We start from the raw sequence: 20,239 nt of genomic DNA on the forward strand, positions 1-20,239 counted from the left end.
CGGCGCGCTCCGCCCCGGTCGGCCTCCCGCTGCGGTACGACGTCCGCCGCCCCGCCACCGGCGGGCTCCGCCGCACCGCCGGTGACCAGTCGGAGCTGCGGGCGGGGCACCTCGCCGAAGCCGGAGTGGTGCACCGCCTTCAGCAGCCGTCCGGTGCGGACCTGCTCGGCGACCGCGGTGTCGGCGAGGGCCGCGTGCAGGGTGGCCTCGACCTCGGCCAGCGGCAGCCGGGCGGCCGGCGGCGCGTCGGGAAGGTCGGCGGCGATCCGGCGTACCTCGGTGACCAGGGCGGCGACCAGTTCCCGCCGTCGGGCGGAGAGTTCCCGCAGCCGGGGGCCCTTGAGGTCGCGCTGGGCGGTGCGCAGCGCCTCGGCCAGCGGCCCCAGGTCGGCGACCAGCTCGGGACGGTCCAGGGTGAGCAGGTTCACCAGCCAGGCCGCCACCGTGGGCCGTTTCCAGCCGGCGATCCGCCGGGCGGTGGCCGGGTCACCGGCCCGGCGGGCGTCGGCGACGGCGGCGTCCCGGGCGGCGACGAACCGGTCGGGCGGGGTGCGGTAGAGCTGCCGGGCCAGCTCGGACTCGTCGACGGCCACGGTTCAGGCGTCGATCCGGCTGCCCGGCTCCAGCCGCTGGTAGTCGGTGCGGGACAGCGCCGTGTACTGCCGGTCGAGCACGCCGTAGCCGTTGTCGTTGAGCAGCGCGTCGTGCAGGGCGTACGCCCGGCGTGGGGCGACCGCCCGGATGAAGTCGACCACCTCGGAGAACTTCGACCAGGGCGCGTGGATCGGGGCGAAGAGCGTCTGCACCTCGACGTCGGTGGGGACGTGCAGCGCGTCGCCGGGGTGGTAGACCGTGTCGTCGAACAGGTAGCCGACGTTCTCCACCACCGGGATGTCGGGGTGGATGACGGCGTGCCGGCCGCCGACGGCGCGGACCGGGATGCCGGCGGCGGTGAACGTGTCGCCCGGGGCGACCGGGGTGAGCGCCTGCGCCGCGTCGCCGAGCACCGCGCCGAGCGCGGCCGGCCCGTACACCGGGAGTGGTTGCCGGTCCAGTCGCCGGGTGAGCGCGGCCACGTCGAGGTGGTCGGGATGTTCGTGGGTGACCAGCACCGCGTCCGCCCCGTCCAGCGCCGCCGCCTCGCTGAACACGCCGGGGTCGACGACCAGCACCGCCCCGTCGCGTTCGATGCGGAGGCAGGAGTGCGTGTACTTGGTGAGCCGCATCGTGACTCCTCGAATATCGAATCGTGATGTCCTCAGCGCAGTCTGCCGGAACCGGGGCGGCTGCGCGCCGCGTCCGAGCTATCGCCCCGGAACCGGGGGACGGACGACGACGGGAGCGGGGATGACACTGAGGACGGCGAGAACCGGGGCGCGGGCCCTGGCGGCGATGGGGCTGGCGGCGCTGCTGCTGGCCGGGTGCGGGGCGAATGACCGGGGCAGCGATTCGGCCGGCTCCGCGCCGGCCGAGAAGGCACCGGTGCAGGGGGCGCCGGGCGGCGCGGCACCGGACCGGGACGCGGCGGCGGGACAGGCCGGTACGGGTGCCCCGGACCTGCGCGTCGACCAGCGGGCAATCATCTACACCGGAACGATGCGGGTGCAGGTCGACGACGTGGAGGCGGCGGCCCGGCGGGCGGTGGAGGCGGTCACCGCCACCGGCGGGTTCGTCGGTGGGGACCAGCGGCGCAGCGTCTCGGCGTCCGCGCAGGCGGAACTGGAGCTGCGGGTGCCGGCGGCGAAGTTCACCGCGCTCGTCGACGAGTTGGCCACCTACGGGCGGCAGCAGCGCCGCGAGATCCGTACCCAGGACGTCACCGAGGAGACCGTCGACCTGGACGCCCGGATCACCACCCAGCGGGCCCGGGTGGACAGCGCCCGCCGGCTGCTGGCGCGGGCCGACACGGTGCCCGAGCTGGTCTCGCTGGAGAACGAGGTGAGCCGCCGGGAGGCGGATCTGGCCTCGCTGGAGGCGAAGAAGCGTCGGCTGGCCGACCTGACCGCGCTCTCCACGATCACGGTGACCTTCGTCGGCCGGGACGCCTCGACGGCCGACGACGGGCAGGAGAAGGACCGGACCGGCTTCATGGTGGGCCTGCGCGGCGGCTGGACCGTCTTCCTCGCCTCGATGGGCGTGCTGCTCACCGTGCTCGGGGCGTTGCTGCCCTGGCTGCTGCTCATCGGGGTGCCCGTGACGGCGGCCGTGGTGCTGTTGCGTCGGCGACGCCGCCAGCGGCGGCCCGCGCCGCCGGTGGGACCGGGCGGCGGGGGCCACCCGCCGGTGCCTAGCGGACCGCCGCCAGTGCCCGCAACGCGGTCTGCACCATGAGCCGTACCCCGACCGGGATGGCCCGCTCGTCGACGTCGAACGACGCGCGGTGCAGGTCGACGGTGGGGCCGCCGACCCGGCCGACGCCGAGCCGGGCCAGCGCGCCGGGAACGTGTTCGAGGTACCAGGAGAAGTCCTCGCCGCCCATGCTCTGCGGGGTCTCCGCGATCCCCTCCGGGCCGAGCGCGGCGGCGGTGGCGGCGGTGAGGATGCCGATGGCGCGGGCGTCGTTGCTGACCGGCGGCCGGCCCCGCAGGTATTCCAGGTCGACGGTGGCGCCGGTGGGCGCGATGACGTCCCGGACGACCTGAGCGACGATCTGGGGGGCCCGCTCCCAGGTGTCGCGGTCCATCACCCGCAGGGTGCCGGCCGCGCACGCCTCGGACGGGATGACGTTGTACCGGGTGCCGGCCGAGGCGTGGCCGAACACCAGCAGCAGCCCGCTGTTGGCCGGCACCCGGCGGTTGACCAGGGCCGGAACCTCGGTGACCAGGCGGCCGAGCGCGTCGACCAGGTCGACGGTCAGGTGCGGGCGGGCGGTGTGCCCGCCGGGCCCGGTGAGCTTCACGGTGACGTTGTCCGCCGCCGCGGTGATCGGACCGACCCGCAGCCCCACCTTCCCCACCGGCTGGTTGGGGTCGCAGTGCAGGGCGAAGATCTGGACGACGTCCTCCAGGCCACCGGCCTCGATGACCTCCAGCGAGCCGCAGGGCAGGATCTCCTCGGCCGGCTGGAAGATGAGCCGGACCCGGCCGTCGAGCTGGCCGGCGTCGGCGAGCTGGGCCAGCAGCATGCCGACGCCGAGCAGCACCGCGGTGTGCACGTCGTGGCCGCAGGCGTGGCAGACCCCCTCCACGGTGGACCGGTAGGGGACCTCCTTGGGGTCGGTCAGCGGCAACGCGTCGATGTCGGCGCGGAGCGCGACGACCGGGCCGTCCGGCCGCCCGTCGATGTCGCAGATCACCCCGTTGCCCTTGGGCAGCAGTCGGGGGTGCAACCCGGCGAGGGTGAGTTCCCGGGCGATCAGCGCCGCCGTCTCGAACTCCTCCCCGGACAGTTCCGGGTGGGAGTGGAGGTGGCGGCGGGTGGCGATCAGACCGGGTACCCGCAGCGCGAGCAGGTGATCCAGATCGTGGGGCAGGGGCTGGGACCCGGACGGCGCCTCCGGCCAGGACGACGCCAGCTGGCTGCCGTTCGGCAGCGTCAACGCACTCGTCACGTCGAATTCTCGATCACTAGAAATGGATGGATCTTCGGGGAGGACAGCAGACAGCCTAGACCTCCGATGGTGACGCTGCGCAACCTCGTTACGGTAGCGATCAGAGCGCACAGCGTCACGTAAGCCCTGGTGGGAGGGCTCGAATATCTGCGGGACAGCAGGTAGATCGCGGTCGAACGCCGTCATCTGCCCCCCACCTCCTACAACGCGTAACCGATTGGGCGGTCGCGAAATCGGCATCGATCCGGGGCCGTCGTATCCGAATTGTCGCATTGGTCGCCCCGGTTGGCCGCCGGTCCGACAATTAGCCGACGCCGCCGGGTGATCAACCGGTTTCCGACGGTGACACGGCGTCTCCGGGCCCGCCCGGACATGCTGTCCGTCCCGTTCACCCGCTCGGGTTTACCCACGAACCCCGCACCGCACGCCCCGGCCACGCGGGCCGCCCACCACCCGGGCGACCCGACCGGCACACCACCGCCAGGTTGTCACCGACGGTAGCCCCGCATACGTCGCCTGGCGACCCCTAGCGGCCCCGACCGGACGACGACGGCGACCCCTGCCGGCAACGGACTGCCGGCGGAGGTCGCCGCGCGGATCAGCGACGGAGGGTCGCCGTGAGGGTCAGCGTCGCGGGTCGGCCCGCCCGCCGGGTCGCGGGCGGTGCGCCGACCGGGACCGCAGCGGTCGGCCCGAAGATCAGAAGCGGTCGCTCGGGCGGTACGTCCCCCAGACCTGGCGCAGCGTGCCGCAGACCTCACCCACCGTGGCGCGGGCCCGCAGCGCCTCCTTCATCGGGTAGAGCACGTTCTCGTCGCCCTCGGCGGCGGCCCGCAGCTCGGCCAGGGCCCGTTCGACCGCCGCGCCGTCCCGCTCGGCCCGCAGCCGGGCCAGCCGCTCCGCCTGGGTCGCCTCGATCGTCGGGTCCACCCGCAGCGGCTCGTACGGCTCCTCGGTGTCGATCTGGAAGCGGTTCAGCCCCACCACCACCCGCTCCCCCGCGTCGATCTGCTGGGCGAACCGGTACGCCGACTGCTCGATCTCCCGCTTCTGGAACCCGGCCTCGATCGCGTCCACCGCCGAACCGTGGTCGAAGACCCGGTCCATCAGGTCGTTGACCGCCGTCTCGATCTCGGCGGTCATCGCCTCCACCACGTACGACCCGGCGAACGGGTCGACGGTGGCGGTCAGGTCCGTCTCGTAGGCCAGCACCTGCTGGGTACGCAGCGCCAGCCGGGCGGCCTTCTCGGTGGGCAGCGCGATCGCCTCGTCGAAGCTGTTGGTGTGCAGCGACTGGGTGCCGCCGAGCACCGCGGCGAGCCCCTGGACCGCCACCCGGACCAGGTTCACCTCGGGCTGCTGGGCGGTGAGCTGCACCCCCGCCGTCTGGGTGTGGAACCGCAGCATCATCGACTTCGGGTCCTTCGCGCCGAAGTCGTCGCGCAGCAGCCGGGCCCAGATCCGCCGGGCGGCCCGGAACTTCGCGACCTCCTCCAGCAGGGTCGTGCGGGCCACGAAGAAGAACGACAGCCGGGGGGCGAAGTCGTCCACCGCCAGCCCGGCGGCCAGCGCGGCCCGGACGTACTCCACCCCGTTGGCCAGGGTGAACGCGATCTCCTGCGCGGGCGTCGCACCGGCCTCGGCCATGTGGTAGCCGGAGATGGAGATGGTGTTCCACTTCGGCACCTCCTTGCGGCAGTACGCGAAGGTGTCGGCGACCAGCCGCAGCGACGGCTTCGGCGGGAAGATGTACGTCCCCCGGGCGATGTACTCCTTGAGGATGTCGTTCTGGATGGTGCCGTTGAGCGCCGAGCCGGACAGGCCGTTCTCCTCGGCGACGAGCTGGTAGAGCAGCAGCAGCACCGAGCCGGGCGCGTTGATGGTCATCGAGGTGGAGACCTTGTCCAGCGGGATGCCGTCGAAGAGCAGCCGCATGTCCTCGATGGAGTCGATCGCCACCCCGACCTTGCCCACCTCGCCGTGCGCGATGGCGTCGTCGGAGTCGTACCCCATCTGGGTGGGCAGGTCGAAGGCGACCGACAGGCCCATCGTGCCGGCCTTCAGCAGCTGGTGGTAGCGCGCGTTGGACTCGGTGGCGGTGCCGAAGCCGGCGTACTGCCGCATGGTCCACGGCCGGGAGGTGTACATCGTCGGGTAGACCCCCCGGGCGTACGGGTAACGACCCGGCTCGCCCAGGCGGGAGTCCAGCTCCGGGGGGAGGTCCGCGGCCGTGTACACACCCTTGATGGGGAACCCCGACTCACTCGCCCGCGCTTCACTCATCCACGGATGGTAGGACGCGCGGGGCCGTCGGTGGGGTGAGGGATGGCGCACATCTCGGTTCGGCATCGGTCGACGGGAGGTGAACGGCCAGGTACACACCGTTCGGCCCGGCGGTGGGTACGGTCGGATAGCACAAAGGTCCGCCGCGTCGGGTTTCGCATCGGGCGTCGGAACCAGCAAGATAGAGACGTTGTGTCCCAGCCCCCTCGACTTTCCCGGTGGCTTTTCCTGTGACTCAGATCCCGACGTGGAGCGGCGGACCAGTGAGTCCTCCCAACGGACGCGCAGCACCCGGCACCACCATCGGCGGCCGGTACGAGTTGCGCTCCTCGGTGGGCAACGGCGGCATGGGCACGGTCTGGCGCGCGACAGACACCCTGCTGCGACGTGACGTGGCGGTCAAGGAGGTCGTCCTGCCGCCGGGGCTGGCCCCCAGCGACCGGGACGCGATGTACGAACGCACGCTGCGCGAGGCGCGCGCCGCCGCCGCGATCCAGCACCCGGCCGTGGTCCAGGTGTACGACGTGGTCACCGAGGGTGGCCGGCCGTGGATCGTGATGGAGCTGCTGGACGCCCGCAGCCTCGCCGACATGGTGATCGAGGACGGCCCGGTGGCCGGCCGCGCGGTCGCCAAGATCGGCATCGCGCTGCTCGGCGCGCTGGAGGTGGCGCACGCCAACGGGGTGCTGCACCGCGACGTCAAGCCGGCGAACGTGCTGATCTGCACCGACGGCCGCTGCGTGCTCACCGACTTCGGGGTGGCCCGGATGCCCACCGACGTCCAGCTCACCACCCCCGGGATGGTGCTGGGCTCGCCGCACTTCATCTCCCCCGAGCGCGCCATGGGGCAGGATTTCGGCCCGCCCAGCGACCTGTTCTCGCTCGGCGTGACCCTCTACACCGCGGTCGAGGGGCGTCCCCCGTTCGACAAGGGCGACCCGATCGAGACCATGCACGCGGTCGTCGAGGACCCGCCGGCCACCCCGCAGCGCAGCGGCCCGCTGACCCGGGTGCTGATGGGCCTGCTGGAGAAGGACCCGGCCCGCCGGCTCGACGTGCACACCGCGCGGGCGATGCTGCGTGAACTGCTCGCTGGCCCGCTGACCAGCACCGCGACGGCGGTCAACTCGATCACCGACCCGTACTCGGTGGTGCCGGTGCAGCGCCCGTCGGGGCCGCCGGCCATCGCCGCGCCGCCGGCCGAGCCGAAGCCGAGCGGGCAGATCGGCGGCCGGGCGATGCTGGCCGCCGGTGAGTCGCTGACCGACCGGCTGGCCAAGCTGCGCCGGGGCGAACGGCCCAAGCCGGCGGTGACCTCCGCCGCCGCCCTCGACGACACCAGCGCCGACGCGCTCGCCGGCCCGCTGCACACCCCGACCGGCGCGATGCCGGCACCGACCGGGCCCACGGCCGGCACGCTGCCGACCGGCCCGACCGCCGGGACGTACGGCCGGACCGAGGCCACCCAGCGGATCACCCCGGACGCCACCCAACGGATCACCCCGGGCACCCCGGAGGCCACCCAGCGCATCGGTGGCGGCACCGCCGACGCCACCCAGCGCATCGGCGGCCACCCGGACGCCACCCAGCGCATCGGGGCGGACGCAGGCCGGTCCGGTTACGGGACGGCGGAGCCGACCCAGGCCATCTACGGCGGCAACGCCGAGCCGACCCAGGCGGTGTACGGCGGGCAGTGGTCCATCCCCGGCACCGGCCAGTCGTGGACGTCGCCGCCCCCGCCGCCGGGCGGGGCCGACGGTGGCCCGCTCGGCCGGGCGAAGGGTGCCGGCGGTCGTCTGGTCGGCACGGTGAAGGGCTGGCCGCGCAAGCTCCAGCTCGCGGCGGCCGGCGGCGTGGCCGTGGTGCTGCTGATCGGCGCGGTGGCGCTGTTCAGCGGCGGCGATCCGGAGCCGACCCCGCCCCCGCAGGCCGGCCCGAGCGCCCCCGCCGCCGATGGCGGTGCGCTGCCGCCGATGCAGGAGCACAGCGCCCGGGGCATCCGGGTGAACGTGCCGAAGGGCTGGCAGCGGGCGACCGGCGGGGTCTACATCGACTACGTCGACCCGCAGGACAAGGGCCGCAAGGTGCGCATCCTCACCGAGAAGTTCGGCGGCTCATCGAGCCGCTGGGTCGAGGTGGCGGCGGACGGACTCCGCAAGCGGACGAGTTCCTGCGCCAAGCCCTACGAGCAGTTGGCGATGGGCGAGAAGGACCTGGCGGGCAAGTCGGCCGCCGAGTTCGAGTACACCTGCGGCGAGGGCGGCGACAAGCGGCACGGGGTGTGGCGTGGGGTGGTGCACGAGGGGAAGGTCTACTCGTTCTATCTCACCGCCAACGACGCCAAGTTCGCCGAGAGCAAGCCGATCTTTGACGAGATGGTCAAGTCGTTCCAGCTCACCGGGGCGAGCTGAGCCGGCTCGCGCGGCGGGCCGGTCCGGCCCGCCCGGCGGGGTGATCCGGGTCGACCGGACGTGGTGATCCGCCGCCGTGCTATCAAGGGGCATGGCGGCGGAAAGCACTGACCTCGACCGGATGCGCGACCAGGCCCGACGCTGGCTCGACGACGACCCCGACCCGGCCAGCCGGGACGAGCTGCGGGCCGTGCTCGACCGGCTGCCGGCCAGCGCGCCGGAGCTGGCCGACCGGTTCGCCGGCCCGTTGACCTTCGGCACGGCCGGGCTGCGCGGCCCGCTGCGCGCCGGGCCGAACGGCATGAACCTCGCGGTGGTCACCCGGGCGGCGGCCGGGCTGGTCGGCTGGCTCGCCGCCGAGGGCGGCGAGGGTCCGCTGGTCATCGGGTACGACGCCCGGCACGGTTCCCGGGAGTTCGCCGAGCGCACCGCCCGGGTCGCCACCGGCGCGGGCCGGCCGGCGCTGCTGCTGCCCCGGCCGCTGCCCACCCCCGTGCTGGCCTTCGCGGTGCGCAAGCTGGGCGGGGTGGCCGGGGTAATGGTCACGGCCAGCCACAACCCGCCGCAGGACAACGGCTACAAGGTCTACCTGGGTGCCCAGCTCGGTGGGGCGCTCGGCGCGGGGGCGCAGATCGTGCCGCCGGCCGACGCCGGCATCGAGGCGGCCATCCGGGCGGTCGGCCCGCTGGCCCAGGTGCCGCTGGGCCCGCCCGGCCAGGTGCTCGGCGACGACCTGGTCGCCGCGTACGTGGAGCGGGCCGTCGCGGTGATCGCCCCGGGTGGACCGCGTGACCTCCGGGTCGCGTACACCCCGCTGCACGGGGTGGGGGCGGCGGTGCTGACGGCGGCCTTCGCCCGGGCGGGTTTCCCGACCCCGGGGGTGGTGCCTGATCAGGCGGAGCCGGACCCGGCCTTCCCCACCGTCAGCTTCCCCAACCCGGAGGAGCCCGGCGCGGTGGACCGGTTGGTCGCCCTCGCCGACGCCACCGACGCCGACCTGGCGATCGCCAACGACCCGGACGCCGACCGCTGCGCGGTGGTGGTCCGCGAGCCGGCCGGCACCGGGACGGGGTGGCGGATGCTGCGCGGGGACGAGGTGGGGGTGCTGCTCGCCGACCACCTGATGCGGCGCGGCGTCGACGGCCTGTACGCGACCACGATCGTGTCGTCGTCCCTGCTCCGGGCGATGTGTACGGCCCGGGGCCGGGCGTACGACGAGACGTTGACCGGGTTCAAGTGGATCGTCCGGGCCGGGGGTGGGACGCCGCCGCTGGCGTACGGCTACGAGGAGGCGCTCGGCTACTGCGTGGCCCCCGACCACGTACGCGACAAGGACGGCATCACCGCCGCGCTGACCGTCGCCGAGCTGGCCGCCGGGCTGAAGGCGCAGGGGCGCACCCTGACCGACCGGCTGGACGAGCTGGCCGCCGAGTTCGGCGTGCACCACACCGACCAGTTGTCGGTCCGGGTGGACGACCTGCGGATCATCGCCGACGCGATGGCCCGGGTCCGGGCGGCCACCCCGACCACGCTGCTCGGCGCGCCGGTCACCGAAGCGCGGGATCTGCTGCCCGACGCCGACGTGGTGATCCTGCGGACCGCCGCCGCCCGGGTGGTGATCCGTCCCTCGGGCACCGAGCCGAAGCTCAAGGCGTACCTGGAAGTGGTGGAGCCGGTCGCGGAGGGGGACGTGCCGGCGGCCCGGACCCGGGCGGCGGCGGCGCTCACCACCCTGCGCGCCGAGATCGCCACCGCCCTCGGCATCTAACCCCGGCCCGCCGCGTGGTTCGCCGCGCGGCCAGCGCATGATCAACTCAATGTGGCCGATATAGCGGTATCCGAACGGGCTGGATACCGCTATATCGGCCACATCGTGCGGCCTTATCCACCGAATCGGCCGACCGGGACAGGGCGCTTGCGGCCGGGACGCGGCGCACGATCAACTCAATGTGACTGGAATAGCGGTATCCACGCCCGGGGATACCGCTATTTCGGCGACATGGCGCAACTCTTCCCCGAATTCCGCGCACGACCCGAGAGGGTTGTTCAATGGGGGCGGCTCAGGCCAGCCCGGCGACAGGGAACCGGCAGTGCTCTGTGGCGGGTGCGCAGGTCCTCGGCGGCAGCGCCGACCGCCCCCGGAACACCTCAAGGCGCACGTGCGATCCCACCTCGGGCTGGTTGGGCAGCCTGCCGAGGGCGGCGGGGCGGGGCGCGGTCGGGACCGGCAACCTGGAACCAACACCGATATCACCGGGTGTCACCCCTTGCACACCAACCGCTTGCGTGATTAGCATCAGCGCATCGATATCGCCATTTTCCTGACGTCACCGGTATGCGTTCTCTCTGATGTTGCATCGGCGGCGAACCGTTGTTTCATTCCGGACGGAAAGGTGTTGCACGGTGTGTGAAACAAACAGTTCGACCGTGCCGCGACGGCAGCTCGGCAGGCTGCTCACCCAGTTGCGGGAGGACGCCCGGCTGAGCATCGAAGCAGCGGCCGGGGAGCTGGACTGCTCACGACAGAAGCTCTGGCGCATCGAGCGGGGCCTCACGTCGGCCAAGATGCCGGACGTCCGGGTGCTCTGCGAGCTTTACCAGGCCACCCCCGACCAGACGAGCGTGCTGCTGGGGCTGGCCGAGGTGAGCCGGGCCGAGGGGTGGTGGCACGCCCATGGGAGCGCCGTGCCGGCCTGGTTCTCGCTCTATGTCGGCCTGGAGAACGTCGCCAGCAGCATCCGCTACTACAACGCCGAGCTGGTGCCGGGGCTGTTGCAGACTCCCGGCTACGCCACCGCGCTCTTCCAGCACAACCGGCCCGAACTGGGCGAGGAGGAGCGAAGGAAGATCGTCAGCCTCCGCATCCAGCGGCAGGGGCTGCTGGCCCGACGGCTCCCACCGGCCCCCACGCTGACGGTGATCCTCAGCGAGGCGGTGCTGCGCCGCCCGGTGCCGGGCCGGTCGGTGATGGCCGACCAGCTCCGGCACCTGCTGGCCGTCGGCGAGCGGCACAACATCACCATCCGGGTGCTGCCGCTGGCCGCCGGGCCACCGCTGGCCGCCGAGGCCGGCACCTTCGTGCTGCTCGACTTCCCACCCTCGGCGCTCGGCAGCCCGAGCGAGCCGCCGACCGTCTACGTCGAAGGGCTCACCGGCGCGCTCTACCTCGACCAGCCGGCAGAGATCGCCGCCTACGAGCGGGTCTGGAAGGGGCTGGATTCCCTCGCCCTCGACGCGGGACAATCGACCGAGCTGATCGACGCGATCCGGGGAGAGTGCCATGAGTGACCTGACCGGCGCCCGCTGGCGCACCAGCACCCGCAGCGGCACCAACGGCGGCGAGTGCGTCGAGGTGGCCGACAACCTCCCCGGCATCATCGGCATCCGGGACAGCAAGGACCCGACCGGCCCGACCCTCACCGTCCCACCCACCGCCTGGTCCGCCTTCGTCACCCACGTCAAGGCCCACCGACTCACCCGCTGAAGGCCGGCCCCCGCGTATCCGCTGAGGCCGCCGCACCCGCCCGGGACGGCCGGCTCAGCCCACGGTGCGCTTGCCGAGCGCCTGGTCGACGGCCTGCCCGAGGGCGGTGACCACCAGGGCCACCGAGGGGCGGACCACCGACTCCTCCAGGCTGATCGTGCCGGAGAAGCCGGCCCCGCCCGCGATCTCCTCCAGCCGACGCCGGGCGTCCTGCGCGGCGCTGCCGTCCAGGCCGAGCGCCGGCTCCATCCGCAGCACCGCCACCAGGGTGGCCAGCGCCGCCGTCCGCTCGTCGGGGAGCTGCTCGCCGGCCAGCGCCTCGGCCAGCCGCCGCCGGCTGTCCTGCTCCACCGACGGGTCGGTGGTCGGGTAGCGGTGCACCACGATGAAGTCCAGCTCGGTCTCTTCGACGTCGCGCACCACACCCCGCTCGACGAGGTCGCCGAGGATGCGGTCGCGCAGGCCGTGCCGCAGACGCTGCACCCAGGAGGACGGGCTGTGCGGGGTGTCGGCGGCCAGCCGGCCCAGCACCCCGTCCAGGATCGGCTCGCCGACCGGCGTCGGGTCGGTCACCGCCAGGTTCCCATCGACGTACGCGATCCGGCCGGCGAGGGCCAGCTCGACCAGGACGGCGGCGGCCATCCCCAGGTCGAGGCTGATCCGGGGCATGGTCGCCTTGCCGGTCTCATCGTCATACGCGAGGAGCAACAACTCCTCGGCCAGCGCAACACCAGTCATGGCCCGAGACGGTAGCGCCTGAACGCACCCCGCGCTCCCCGACTCGCTTTCCGTGGGAAGGCAACCCCCCACGGCCGGTCGACCGCTTCCCCGCGACCCGCCGGCCACCCGCCTGCTGACGCCGGGCGCACCAGCGGTGGGCAGGTCAGAAGCGGGGCATTCCGCCGAACTGGCGGTCACCGGCGTCGCCGAGACCCGGGACGATGAACATGTTGTCGTTCAGCCCCTCGTCGATCGACGCGGTGACCAGGCGCAACGGCAGCCCCGACCGTTCCAGCCGGGCGATGCCGACCGGGGCGGCGAGCACGCAGAGCACGGTGATGTCGGTGCAGCCCCGGTCGGCGAGCAGCCGGCAGCAGTGCTCCAGCGAACCGCCGGTGGCCAGCATCGGGTCGAGCACCAGCACCGGCAGCCCGGTCAGGTCCCGGGGCAGCGACTCCATGTAGGCGCGCGGCTCGTACGTCTCCTCGTCGCGGGCCAGGCCGACGAAACCCATCGACGACTCGGGCAGCAGCCCGAGGGCGGCGTCGGCCATCCCGAGGCCGGCCCGCAGCACCGGCACCAGCAGCGGCGGGTTCGCCAACCGGGTGCCCTCGGCCCCGGTGACCGGGGTCTGCACCGGGTACTTCTCGACCGGGAAGGTGCGCGCGGCCTCGTACACCAGCATGGTGGTGAGTTCGTGCAGCGCGGCCCGGAACGACGACGAGTCGGTCCGGGCGTCCCGCATGGCGGTCAGCCGCGACTGGGCGAGCGGGTGGTCAATGACGTGTACGTCCACGATCGCTCAACCTACCGGTCCGGGTCCGCCGGCAGTACGGGTGCGCGGCGGGCGGCGACGTCGCTCACCTCCGGCCCGGCGGGCGGGCCGGTCGCCCCGAGGCACTGTGACCAGGATCACCCGACTCGCGGCTGCGTAGTATTCGGGGCATGACGGCGACAACGACGTCGGCCCGGTCGGACCTGTCCGAGCTGGGGCGATCCGAGACCGCTTTGCGGACCTTCCTGCACGGCCTGCCCGGGGTGGACCAGGTCGGCGCGGAGCAGCGGGCGGCACAGCTCGGCACCCGCTCGATCAAGACCACCGCCAAGGCGCAGGCGATCGACCTGGCCATCCGGATGGTCGACCTGACCACCCTGGAGGGGGCCGACACCCCGGGCAAGGTCCGCGCCCTGGCCGCCAAGGCGCTGCGCCCCGACCCGGCCGACCCGACCTGCCCGCACGTCGGCGCGGTCTGCGTCTACCCGGCGATGGTCCCGTACGTGGCCGAGGTGCTGCGCGGCAGCGCCGTGCACCTGGCCAGCGTGGCGACCGCGTTCCCGTCCGGGCAGGCGCCGCTTGACGTCAAGCTCGCCGACACCCGGGCGGCCGTCGCCGCCGGGGCCGACGAGATCGACATGGTGATCAACCGGGGCGCGTTCCTGGCCGGCCGCTACGCCGAGGTCTACGACGAGATCAAGGCGGTCAAGGAGGCCTGCGGCGCTGCTGATGGCGGTCGCCAGGGGCGACCGGCAGCCCACCTGAAGGTGATCCTGGAGACCGGCGAGCTGGCCACCTACGACAACGTCCGGCGGGCCTCCTGGCTGGCGATGCTGGCCGGCGGCGACTTCATCAAGACCTCCACCGGCAAGGTCCCGGTCGCCGCCACCCTGCCGGTGACCCTGGTGATGCTGGAGGCGGTCCGCGACTTCCGGGCCGCCACCGGGCGGCAGGTCGGCGTCAAGCCGGCCGGCGGGATCAAGAACACCAAGGACGCCATCAAGTACCTGGTGATGGTCAACGAGACCGTCGGCAGCGACTGGCTCGACCCGGACTGGTTCCGGTTCGGCGCGTCCAGCCTGCTCAACGACCTGCTCATGCAGCGCACCAAGCTGACGACCGGCACCTACTCCGGTCCCGACTACTTCACCCTGGACTGAGCATGATGTTCGAATACGCCCCTGCGCCCGAGTCGCGCGCGATCGTCGACATCAGGTCGTCCTACGGGCTGTTCATCGACGGCGAGTTCGTCGACGGCGAGCAGCTCGACAAGACGGTCAACCCGGCCACCGAGGAGGTGCTCGCCGAGGTCACCTGGGCCGGCACCCAGGACGTCGACCGCGCGGTCCGCGCCGCCCGCAAGGCGTACGACAAGGTGTGGGGGCCGATGCCGGGCCGGGACCGGGCCAAGTACCTGTACCGGATCGCCCGGCTCATCCAGGAACGCTCCCGCGAGCTGGCGGTGCTGGAGTCGCTGGACAACGGCAAGCCGATCCGGGAGTCCCGGGACGTCGACCTGCCGCTGGTCGCCGCGCACTTCTTCTACTACGCCGGCTGGGCCGACAAGCTGCCGTACGCCGGCTTCGGCGCGGACCCGCAGCCGCTCGGGGTGGCCGCGCAGGTCATCCCGTGGAACTTCCCGCTGCTCATGCTGGCCTGGAAGGTCGCCCCGGCGCTCGCCGCCGGCAACACGGTGGTGCTCAAGCCGGCCGAGACCACCCCGCTGACGGCGCTGCTGTTCGCCGAGATCTGCCAGCAGGCCGACCTGCCGGCCGGCGTGGTCAACATCGTCACCGGCGCGGGCGACACCGGCCGGGCGCTGGTGGAGCACCCGGGCGTGGACAAGGTCGCGTTCACCGGCTCCACCGAGGTCGGCAAGGCCATCGCCCGGTCGGTGGCCGGCACCGGCAAGAAGGTCACCCTGGAACTGGGCGGCAAGGCCGCCAACATCGTCTACGACGACGCGCCGGTCGACCAGGCCGTCGAGGGGATCGTCAACGGCATCTTCTTCAACCAGGGCCACGTCTGCTGCGCCGGTTCCCGGCTGCTGGTCCAGGAGAACGTCGCCGAGCAGGTGCTCGACGCGCTCAAGCGGCGGATGGCGCTGCTGCGGGTCGGCGACCCGCTGGACAAGAACACCGACGTCGGGGCGATCAACTCGGCCGCCCAACTGGCCCGCATCCGGGAACTCTCCGACGCCGGGGCCGCCGAGGGCGCGCAGCGCTGGTCGCCGCCGTGCGAGCTGCCCGACCGGGGGTTCTGGTTCGCACCGACGATCTTCACCGGGGTCACCCAGGCGCACCGGGTGGCCCGCGAGGAGATCTTCGGCCCGGTGCTGTCCGTGCTGACCTTCCGCACCCCGGCCGAGGCCGTGGAGAAGGCCAACAACACGCCGTACGGGCTGTCGGCCGGGATCTGGACCGACAAGGGCTCCCGCATCCTGTGGACCGCCGACCGGCTGCGCGCCGGGGTGGTGTGGGCCAACACGTTCAACAAGTTCGACCCGACCTCGCCGTTCGGCGGCTACAAGGAGTCGGGCTACGGCCGCGAGGGTGGCCGGCACGGGCTGGAGGCGTACCTCAATGTCTGAGCGGGTCGCGGTACGCAAGACGTACAAGCTCTTCATCGGCGGGAAGTTCCCGCGCAGCGAGTCGGGACGGTCGTATCTCGTGCAGGACTCGAACGTGTCACTGGCCTCCCGCAAGGACGCGCGGGACGCCGTCGTCGCCGCCCGCGCCGCCGTCAAGGGGTGGGCCGGCGCGACCGCGTACAACCGGGGTCAGATCCTCTACCGGGTGGCCGAGATGCTGGAGGGCCGACGCGAGCAGTTCGTGGCGCTCGGCGTCCCCGGCGACGAGGTGGACGCGGCGGTCGACCGCTGGGTCTGGTACGCCGGCTGGGCCGACAAGCTCCCCCAGGTGTACGGCGGCGCCAACCCGGTCGCCGGGCCCTACTTCAACCTGTCTGCGCCCGAGCCGACCGGGGTGGTGGCCGTGGTGGCCCCCGAGTCCCCGGCGCTGCTCGGCCTGGTCAGCGTGATCGCCCCGGCCATCGTCACCGGTAACACGGTGGTGGTGGCGGCCTCCCCGGCGGCCCCGCTTCCGGCGGTGACCCTGGCCGAGGTGCTGGCCACCTCCGACCTGCCCGGCGGGGTGGTCAACCTGCTCACCGGCCGGATCACCGAGACCGCGCCGACGCTGGCCGCGCACCTCGACGTCAACGCGATCGACCTGGCCGGGGTGGCCGACCGGGAGTTGGCGACCGACCTGGAGGCCAGGGCGGCGGAGAACCTCAAGCGGGTGCTCCGGCCGGCCCCGGCCGACCACGACTGGACGGGCGACCCGGGCCTGCGCCGGATGACCGCGCTGCTGGAGACGAAGACGGTCTGGCACCCCAAGGGGGTGTGATCACGGGTGTCCTGCCGTGGAAGGGGTTCTACTACGGGGGGTAGGATTACCTGGTGACTCGGCTGGGCGATCTTGAGCGGGCGGTGATGGACGTGCTCTGGGACGTGGTCCCGGGCACGTCGGACGGGGTGACCGTACGCGAGGTCGCCGAGGCGCTGGACGGGCGCGAGTTGGCGTACACGACGGTGATGACCGTGCTGGACCGGCTCGCCGGCAAGGGCATGGTGCAGCGCGAACGCGAGGGGCGGGCCTGGCGTTACCGGGCCGCCGCCAGCCGGGAGGCGCACATCGCCCAGCTCATGCTCGACGCCCTCGACCTCGGTGGCAGCCGGGACGCCGCGCTGGTGCGTTTCGCCCGCTCGGTGACCGGCACCGAGGCCGAGGTGCTGCGGGCGGCGCTCGGTGCGGAGGCGGGGCTGGCCGGCCCCGCACCGGCCGGACCCGACGCCGGGTCGACCGGGGCCGGGCTGACCGACCGGGTCGGGGACCCGCGCGCCGGCCGACCCAGGGCCGTCGACGAGGCCACGGACCGGTAGGGCGACCGCCGTGGCGTACGCCGTGCACTTCGCCGGGGCGGTCCTGGCCTGCTGGCTGACCGCCCAGGTGCTGGCCCGCGCCACCTGGACGTGGCGGGCCCCCCGGGTCGCGATCGTCTGCTGGCAGGCGGTCGGGCTGGCCCTCGGCCTGTCCGCGATGGGCCTGCCGATGGCGCTGGGGCTGACCGTGTACGACCGGCCGACCGGCGGGGCGCTGCTGGCCCTCGCCGACGACCTGGCCCACGGCACGCTGCCGGCCGGGGTGACCGCCGTCCACCTGGGCCTGGTGGGGGTCGGTTTCGGCATCGGCGCGGTGCTGCTCGGCACCACCGTCCGCAGCGTGCACTCCACGGTGCGGGCCCAGCGTCGGCACCGGGACCTGCTCACCCTGGTCGCCCGCCGGGACCCGGCGATCCCCGGCGCGCTGGTGCTCGACCATCCCGGCGCCGCCGCGTACTGCCTGCCCGGGGTACGGCCCCGGGTGGTGGTCAGTGCCGGCACCCTCAGCCTGCTGGACCGGGCCGAGTTGGCGGCGGTGCTCGCCCACGAGCGGGCGCACGCCCAGGAGCGGCACGATCTGGTGCTGTTGCCGTTCACCGCGTTGCGCCGGGCGCTGCCGTGGTTCCGCTGGGTCGGTGCCGCCCACGAGCGGGTGGCCCTGCTGGTCGAGATGCGCGCCGACGACAAGGCCCGTGCGCTGCATGCCGAGGCTCCGCTGGCGGGCGCGCTGCGCCGGTTCGCCGCCGCCGGGCACCGGATCGCCCCGGCCGGCACGCTGGGTCTCGGTGACCGGGACCTCGACGTCCGGGTGCAGCGGCTGTTGGTCGCCGACCGGCCGCCCCGGCTGCTCGGTGCCGTCGCGCTGGCGGTGACGACCACCCTGGCCGCCCTGCCGATCTCGCTGTTCCTGAGCTGACGCCCCGCGTACCGGGCGGCGGTTCCGCACGCACCTATAGGTAGGCAAGCTACGTGTAGCATCGCTACGACAAGCGGGACTACCTCTGGAGAGGTTCATGGACACCCTGCTCCTCGCGCGCCTCCAGTTCGCCACCACCACCTCGATCCACTTCCTCTTCGTGGCGGTCACCCTCGGCCTGGTCACCCTGCTGGTCGGGCTCCAGACCACCTGGGCGCTCACCGGGGACCCGAAGTGGGAACGGCTGACCCGGTTCTGGGGCCAGCTCTACGTGATCAACTACGTGCTCGGCATCGCCAGCGGCATCGTGCTGGAGTTCCAGTTCGGGCTGAACTGGAGCGGGCTGTCGCGCTACGTCGGCAACGTCTTCGGGGCCCCGCTGGCGATCGAGACGCTCGTGGCGTTCTTCCTGGAGTCGACGTTCCTCGGAATGTGGATCTTCGGCTGGCACCGGTTGCGGCGCGGCGTACACCTGGCGCTGCTCTGGGGGGTCGCGCTCACCGCGTACGCCTCGGCGTTCTGGATCATGGTGGCGAACGCCTGGCTCCAGCACCCGGTCGGCTACCGGGTGCGCGACGGGGTCGCCCACCTGACCGACTTCGGAGCGCTACTCACCAACCCCACCCTCGGCATGGCGCTGGGCCACGTGATCGCCGCCAGCCTGCTCACCGGCGGCATGCTGATGGCCTCGGTCAGCGCCTGGCACCTGATCCGGCGGACCACCGACTTCGCCCTGCACCGCACCGCCCTGCGGATCGGGCTGGTCACCGCCGCCCTGTCGGTCAGCCTGGTACAGGGGTTCGGCTTCGCCCAGTTCGGGCCGGTCGGCGAGCTGCAACCCACCAAGTTCGACGCCGGCCCGACCGCCGACGCCCGGATCGCCGAGTGGACCACCCGGTTCGGCCCCGGTGACTACACCCCGCCGGTGCTGTCCAACGTCGGGCTCGGCTTCATGATCCTGATCGGGTTCACCCTGGGCTGCGTGTGGCTGCTGCTGCCGCTGCTCTGGCGGGACCGGCTGATCCGGCTGCGCTTCCCGCTCTGGCTCGTCCTGCTCGCCCTGCCGCTGCCGTTCGTCGCGGTGCTCCTCGGCTGGCTCGCCCGCGAGGTCGGCCGACAGCCCTGGGCCGCGTACGGGCTGCTCCCCACCGACCAGGCCGTCTCCCGCGTCGACCCGGGCCTGATGCTCGCCTCGCTGATCGGCTTCAGCCTGCTGCTCGGCGCGCTCGCCGTCACCAACTGGACGCTGCTCGCCCGGCACGCCGCCCGGGGTGCCGTCGACCCGGCGCTCGGCCGCCCGCCCGGCACCCCCGACGACGAGCGTCGGCCCACCCCCGCCTTCGCCTGAGAGGACCCCCGATGCCCCTGCTCTGGTACGCCCTGCTCGGCCTCTTCTTCGCCGGCTACCTCGTCCTCGCCGGCTCCGACTACGGGGTGGGGCTGCTGCTCGCCCGGCGCGACACCCCGGCCGCCCACCGCGCCGGGCTCACCGCGCTCGGCCCGTTCTTCCTCGGCAACGAGGTGTGGCTGGTGGCCGCCGCCGGCATCCTCTTCGGCGCGTTCCCCACCCTGGAGGGTGAACTCCTCTCCGGCCACTACCCCGCCGTGGCCGGGGCACTGGTCGGGGTGATCCTGGTCACCACCGGGGTGCAGCTCCGCAGCCGGCCGACCGGCCCGGCCGCCCGCCGTGGCTGGGACCGGGTGATCGTCGCCGGCAGCGCGCTGGCCGCCTTCGGCTGGGGTGCCCTGCTCGCCGGGCTGCTCCAGGGCCTGCCGATCGACGCCACCGGCCACGTCGCCGGCCAGACCCACCTGGCCACCCCGTTCGTCGCCGCCACCGGGCTCGCCCTGCTCACCCTGGCCGCCGCGCACGGTGCGACGTTCCTCACCCTGCGCCTGCCGGCCGCCGACACCCCGGCGACCGCCCGGCTGGCCCGCCGGCTGCTCGGCGGGGCGCTCGCCGCGGTCGCCACGGCCACCGCGCTGGGCCTGCTCTCCGACCGGGTACGCGCGGCGACCCACCAGCCGCTGCCCGCCGTACTCCTGGTGGTGGTGCTGGTCGGCCCAGACGCCGACCGGGGAACGCAGCACACCCCGACCCCGACCGGCGGGCGCGTCGGGGCGGGTCACCACGGCCACCACCTCGTGCCCGGAGGC

The 20,239-nt window shown here is 73.4% G+C and carries 16 protein-coding genes and 3 pseudogenes; 12 read left to right on the top strand and 7 right to left on the bottom strand.

Going from position 1 to position 20,239, the window contains the following annotated elements:
- Window positions 1-593, bottom strand: a pseudogene (locus H1A17_RS28940) (hypothetical protein); the annotation flags it as partial.
- A gap of 3 nt (window positions 594-596) precedes the next feature.
- Complete coding sequence (locus H1A17_RS28945; protein ID WP_194823374.1) at window positions 597-1,226, bottom strand: MBL fold metallo-hydrolase; 630 nt, start codon at window positions 1,224-1,226, stop codon at window positions 597-599.
- Between the two features lie 121 nt (window positions 1,227-1,347).
- Here H1A17_RS28945 and H1A17_RS28950 point away from each other — a divergent pair, with 121 nt between their 5' ends.
- Window positions 1,348-2,331, top strand: a complete 984-nt coding sequence (locus tag H1A17_RS28950) for a DUF4349 domain-containing protein (RefSeq protein ID WP_228544423.1) — start codon at window positions 1,348-1,350, stop codon at window positions 2,329-2,331.
- On the opposite strand, the gene H1A17_RS28955 is transcribed toward H1A17_RS28950, so the two are convergent.
- Both H1A17_RS28955 and H1A17_RS28960 read right to left on the bottom strand, forming a co-directional pair.
- Window positions 2,288-3,550, bottom strand: coding sequence for an amidohydrolase (locus tag H1A17_RS28955; protein ID WP_194823375.1), 1,263 nt, complete (start codon window positions 3,548-3,550; stop codon window positions 2,288-2,290). The genes H1A17_RS28950 and H1A17_RS28955 overlap by 44 nt on opposite strands.
- A gap of 699 nt (window positions 3,551-4,249) precedes the next feature.
- Window positions 4,250-5,833: a methylmalonyl-CoA mutase gene (locus H1A17_RS28960; RefSeq protein ID WP_145917871.1), complete on the bottom strand. Its 1,584-nt coding sequence runs from the start codon at window positions 5,831-5,833 to the stop codon at window positions 4,250-4,252.
- Window positions 5,834-6,063: 230 nt separating this feature from the next.
- On the opposite strand from H1A17_RS28960, the gene H1A17_RS28965 reads away from it, so the two are divergent.
- The 4 genes from H1A17_RS28965 (at window position 6,064) to H1A17_RS28980 (ending at window position 11,728) form a co-directional block, all read left to right on the top strand.
- The gene (locus tag H1A17_RS28965) at window positions 6,064-8,244 is read left to right on the top strand and encodes a serine/threonine-protein kinase (RefSeq protein ID WP_168222609.1); all 2,181 of its coding nucleotides are present in this window, start codon (window positions 6,064-6,066) and stop codon (window positions 8,242-8,244) included.
- Between the two features lie 91 nt (window positions 8,245-8,335).
- On the top strand, window positions 8,336-10,012 hold the full coding sequence (locus H1A17_RS28970; protein ID WP_194823376.1) for a phospho-sugar mutase: 1,677 nt from the start codon (window positions 8,336-8,338) through the stop codon (window positions 10,010-10,012).
- Window positions 10,013-10,671: 659 nt separating this feature from the next.
- Window positions 10,672-11,532, top strand: coding sequence for a helix-turn-helix transcriptional regulator (locus H1A17_RS28975; RefSeq protein ID WP_309236895.1), 861 nt, complete (start codon window positions 10,672-10,674; stop codon window positions 11,530-11,532).
- The gene (locus tag H1A17_RS28980) at window positions 11,525-11,728 is read left to right on the top strand and encodes a DUF397 domain-containing protein (RefSeq protein WP_194823378.1); all 204 of its coding nucleotides are present in this window, start codon (window positions 11,525-11,527) and stop codon (window positions 11,726-11,728) included. Before H1A17_RS28975 ends, H1A17_RS28980 begins: the two co-directional genes overlap by 8 nt.
- 54 nt (window positions 11,729-11,782) lie before the next feature.
- On the opposite strand, the gene H1A17_RS28985 is transcribed toward H1A17_RS28980, so the two are convergent.
- Window positions 11,783-12,466 carry a GPP34 family phosphoprotein gene (locus H1A17_RS28985; protein ID WP_145917866.1) on the bottom strand — a complete coding sequence of 228 codons (684 nt, stop codon included), beginning with the start codon at window positions 12,464-12,466 and terminating at the stop codon, window positions 11,783-11,785.
- A 145-nt stretch (window positions 12,467-12,611) separates the two neighbouring features.
- The gene (upp, locus tag H1A17_RS28990) at window positions 12,612-13,244 is read right to left on the bottom strand and encodes a uracil phosphoribosyltransferase (RefSeq protein WP_145917865.1); all 633 of its coding nucleotides are present in this window, start codon (window positions 13,242-13,244) and stop codon (window positions 12,612-12,614) included.
- A 149-nt stretch (window positions 13,245-13,393) separates the two neighbouring features.
- Between upp and deoC the strand changes: the two genes are divergently transcribed.
- The 7 genes and pseudogenes from deoC to H1A17_RS29025 all read left to right on the top strand — a co-directional run.
- A complete protein-coding gene (deoC, locus tag H1A17_RS28995) occupies window positions 13,394-14,383 on the top strand; it encodes a deoxyribose-phosphate aldolase (RefSeq protein WP_145917864.1) in 990 nt (329 codons plus the stop codon).
- A gap of 5 nt (window positions 14,384-14,388) precedes the next feature.
- Window positions 14,389-15,813: an aldehyde dehydrogenase family protein gene (locus H1A17_RS29000; RefSeq protein ID WP_145922563.1), complete on the top strand. Its 1,425-nt coding sequence runs from the start codon at window positions 14,389-14,391 to the stop codon at window positions 15,811-15,813.
- Window positions 15,806-16,630, top strand: a complete 825-nt coding sequence (locus tag H1A17_RS29005; protein ID WP_145917863.1) for an aldehyde dehydrogenase family protein — start codon at window positions 15,806-15,808, stop codon at window positions 16,628-16,630. Before H1A17_RS29000 ends, H1A17_RS29005 begins: the two co-directional genes overlap by 8 nt.
- A 53-nt stretch (window positions 16,631-16,683) precedes the next feature.
- Complete coding sequence (locus tag H1A17_RS29010) at window positions 16,684-17,166, top strand: BlaI/MecI/CopY family transcriptional regulator (protein ID WP_145917862.1); 483 nt, start codon at window positions 16,684-16,686, stop codon at window positions 17,164-17,166.
- A 10-nt stretch (window positions 17,167-17,176) separates the two neighbouring features.
- Window positions 17,177-18,082: a M56 family metallopeptidase gene (locus H1A17_RS29015; protein ID WP_194823379.1), complete on the top strand. Its 906-nt coding sequence runs from the start codon at window positions 17,177-17,179 to the stop codon at window positions 18,080-18,082.
- Window positions 18,083-18,179: 97 nt separating this feature from the next.
- Complete coding sequence (locus tag H1A17_RS29020; RefSeq protein ID WP_194823380.1) at window positions 18,180-19,430, top strand: cytochrome ubiquinol oxidase subunit I; 1,251 nt, start codon at window positions 18,180-18,182, stop codon at window positions 19,428-19,430.
- An 11-nt stretch (window positions 19,431-19,441) separates the two neighbouring features.
- Window positions 19,442-20,077: pseudogene (locus H1A17_RS29025) on the top strand (cytochrome d ubiquinol oxidase subunit II); the annotation flags it as partial.
- A gap of 57 nt (window positions 20,078-20,134) precedes the next feature.
- Here the strand turns inward: H1A17_RS29025 and H1A17_RS34845 are convergent.
- Window positions 20,135-20,239 (bottom strand): annotated as a pseudogene (locus tag H1A17_RS34845) (methionyl-tRNA formyltransferase); the annotation flags it as partial.

It is taken from the genome of Micromonospora sp. S-DT3-3-22 (genome assembly GCF_015354745.1).
Taxonomy (GTDB): domain Bacteria; phylum Actinomycetota; class Actinomycetes; order Mycobacteriales; family Micromonosporaceae; genus Micromonospora; species Micromonospora wenchangensis.

Coding starts and splice junctions, on each gene's coding strand:
- H1A17_RS29020 (WP_194823380.1), top strand. CDS start 18,180: ATGGACACCCTGCTCCTCGCGCGCCTCCAGTTCGCCACCACCACCTCG.
- H1A17_RS28980 (WP_194823378.1), top strand. CDS start 11,525: ATGAGTGACCTGACCGGCGCCCGCTGGCGCACCAGCACCCGCAGCGGC.
- H1A17_RS28960 (WP_145917871.1), bottom strand. CDS start 5,833: ATGAGTGAAGCGCGGGCGAGTGAGTCGGGGTTCCCCATCAAGGGTGTG.
- deoC (WP_145917864.1), top strand. CDS start 13,394: ATGACGGCGACAACGACGTCGGCCCGGTCGGACCTGTCCGAGCTGGGG.
- H1A17_RS29000 (WP_145922563.1), top strand. CDS start 14,389: ATGTTCGAATACGCCCCTGCGCCCGAGTCGCGCGCGATCGTCGACATC.
- H1A17_RS28945 (WP_194823374.1), bottom strand. CDS start 1,226: ATGCGGCTCACCAAGTACACGCACTCCTGCCTCCGCATCGAACGCGAC.
- H1A17_RS28950 (WP_228544423.1), top strand. CDS start 1,348: ATGACACTGAGGACGGCGAGAACCGGGGCGCGGGCCCTGGCGGCGATG.
- H1A17_RS28985 (WP_145917866.1), bottom strand. CDS start 12,466: ATGACTGGTGTTGCGCTGGCCGAGGAGTTGTTGCTCCTCGCGTATGAC.
- H1A17_RS28970 (WP_194823376.1), top strand. CDS start 8,336: ATGGCGGCGGAAAGCACTGACCTCGACCGGATGCGCGACCAGGCCCGA.
- H1A17_RS29005 (WP_145917863.1), top strand. CDS start 15,806: ATGTCTGAGCGGGTCGCGGTACGCAAGACGTACAAGCTCTTCATCGGC.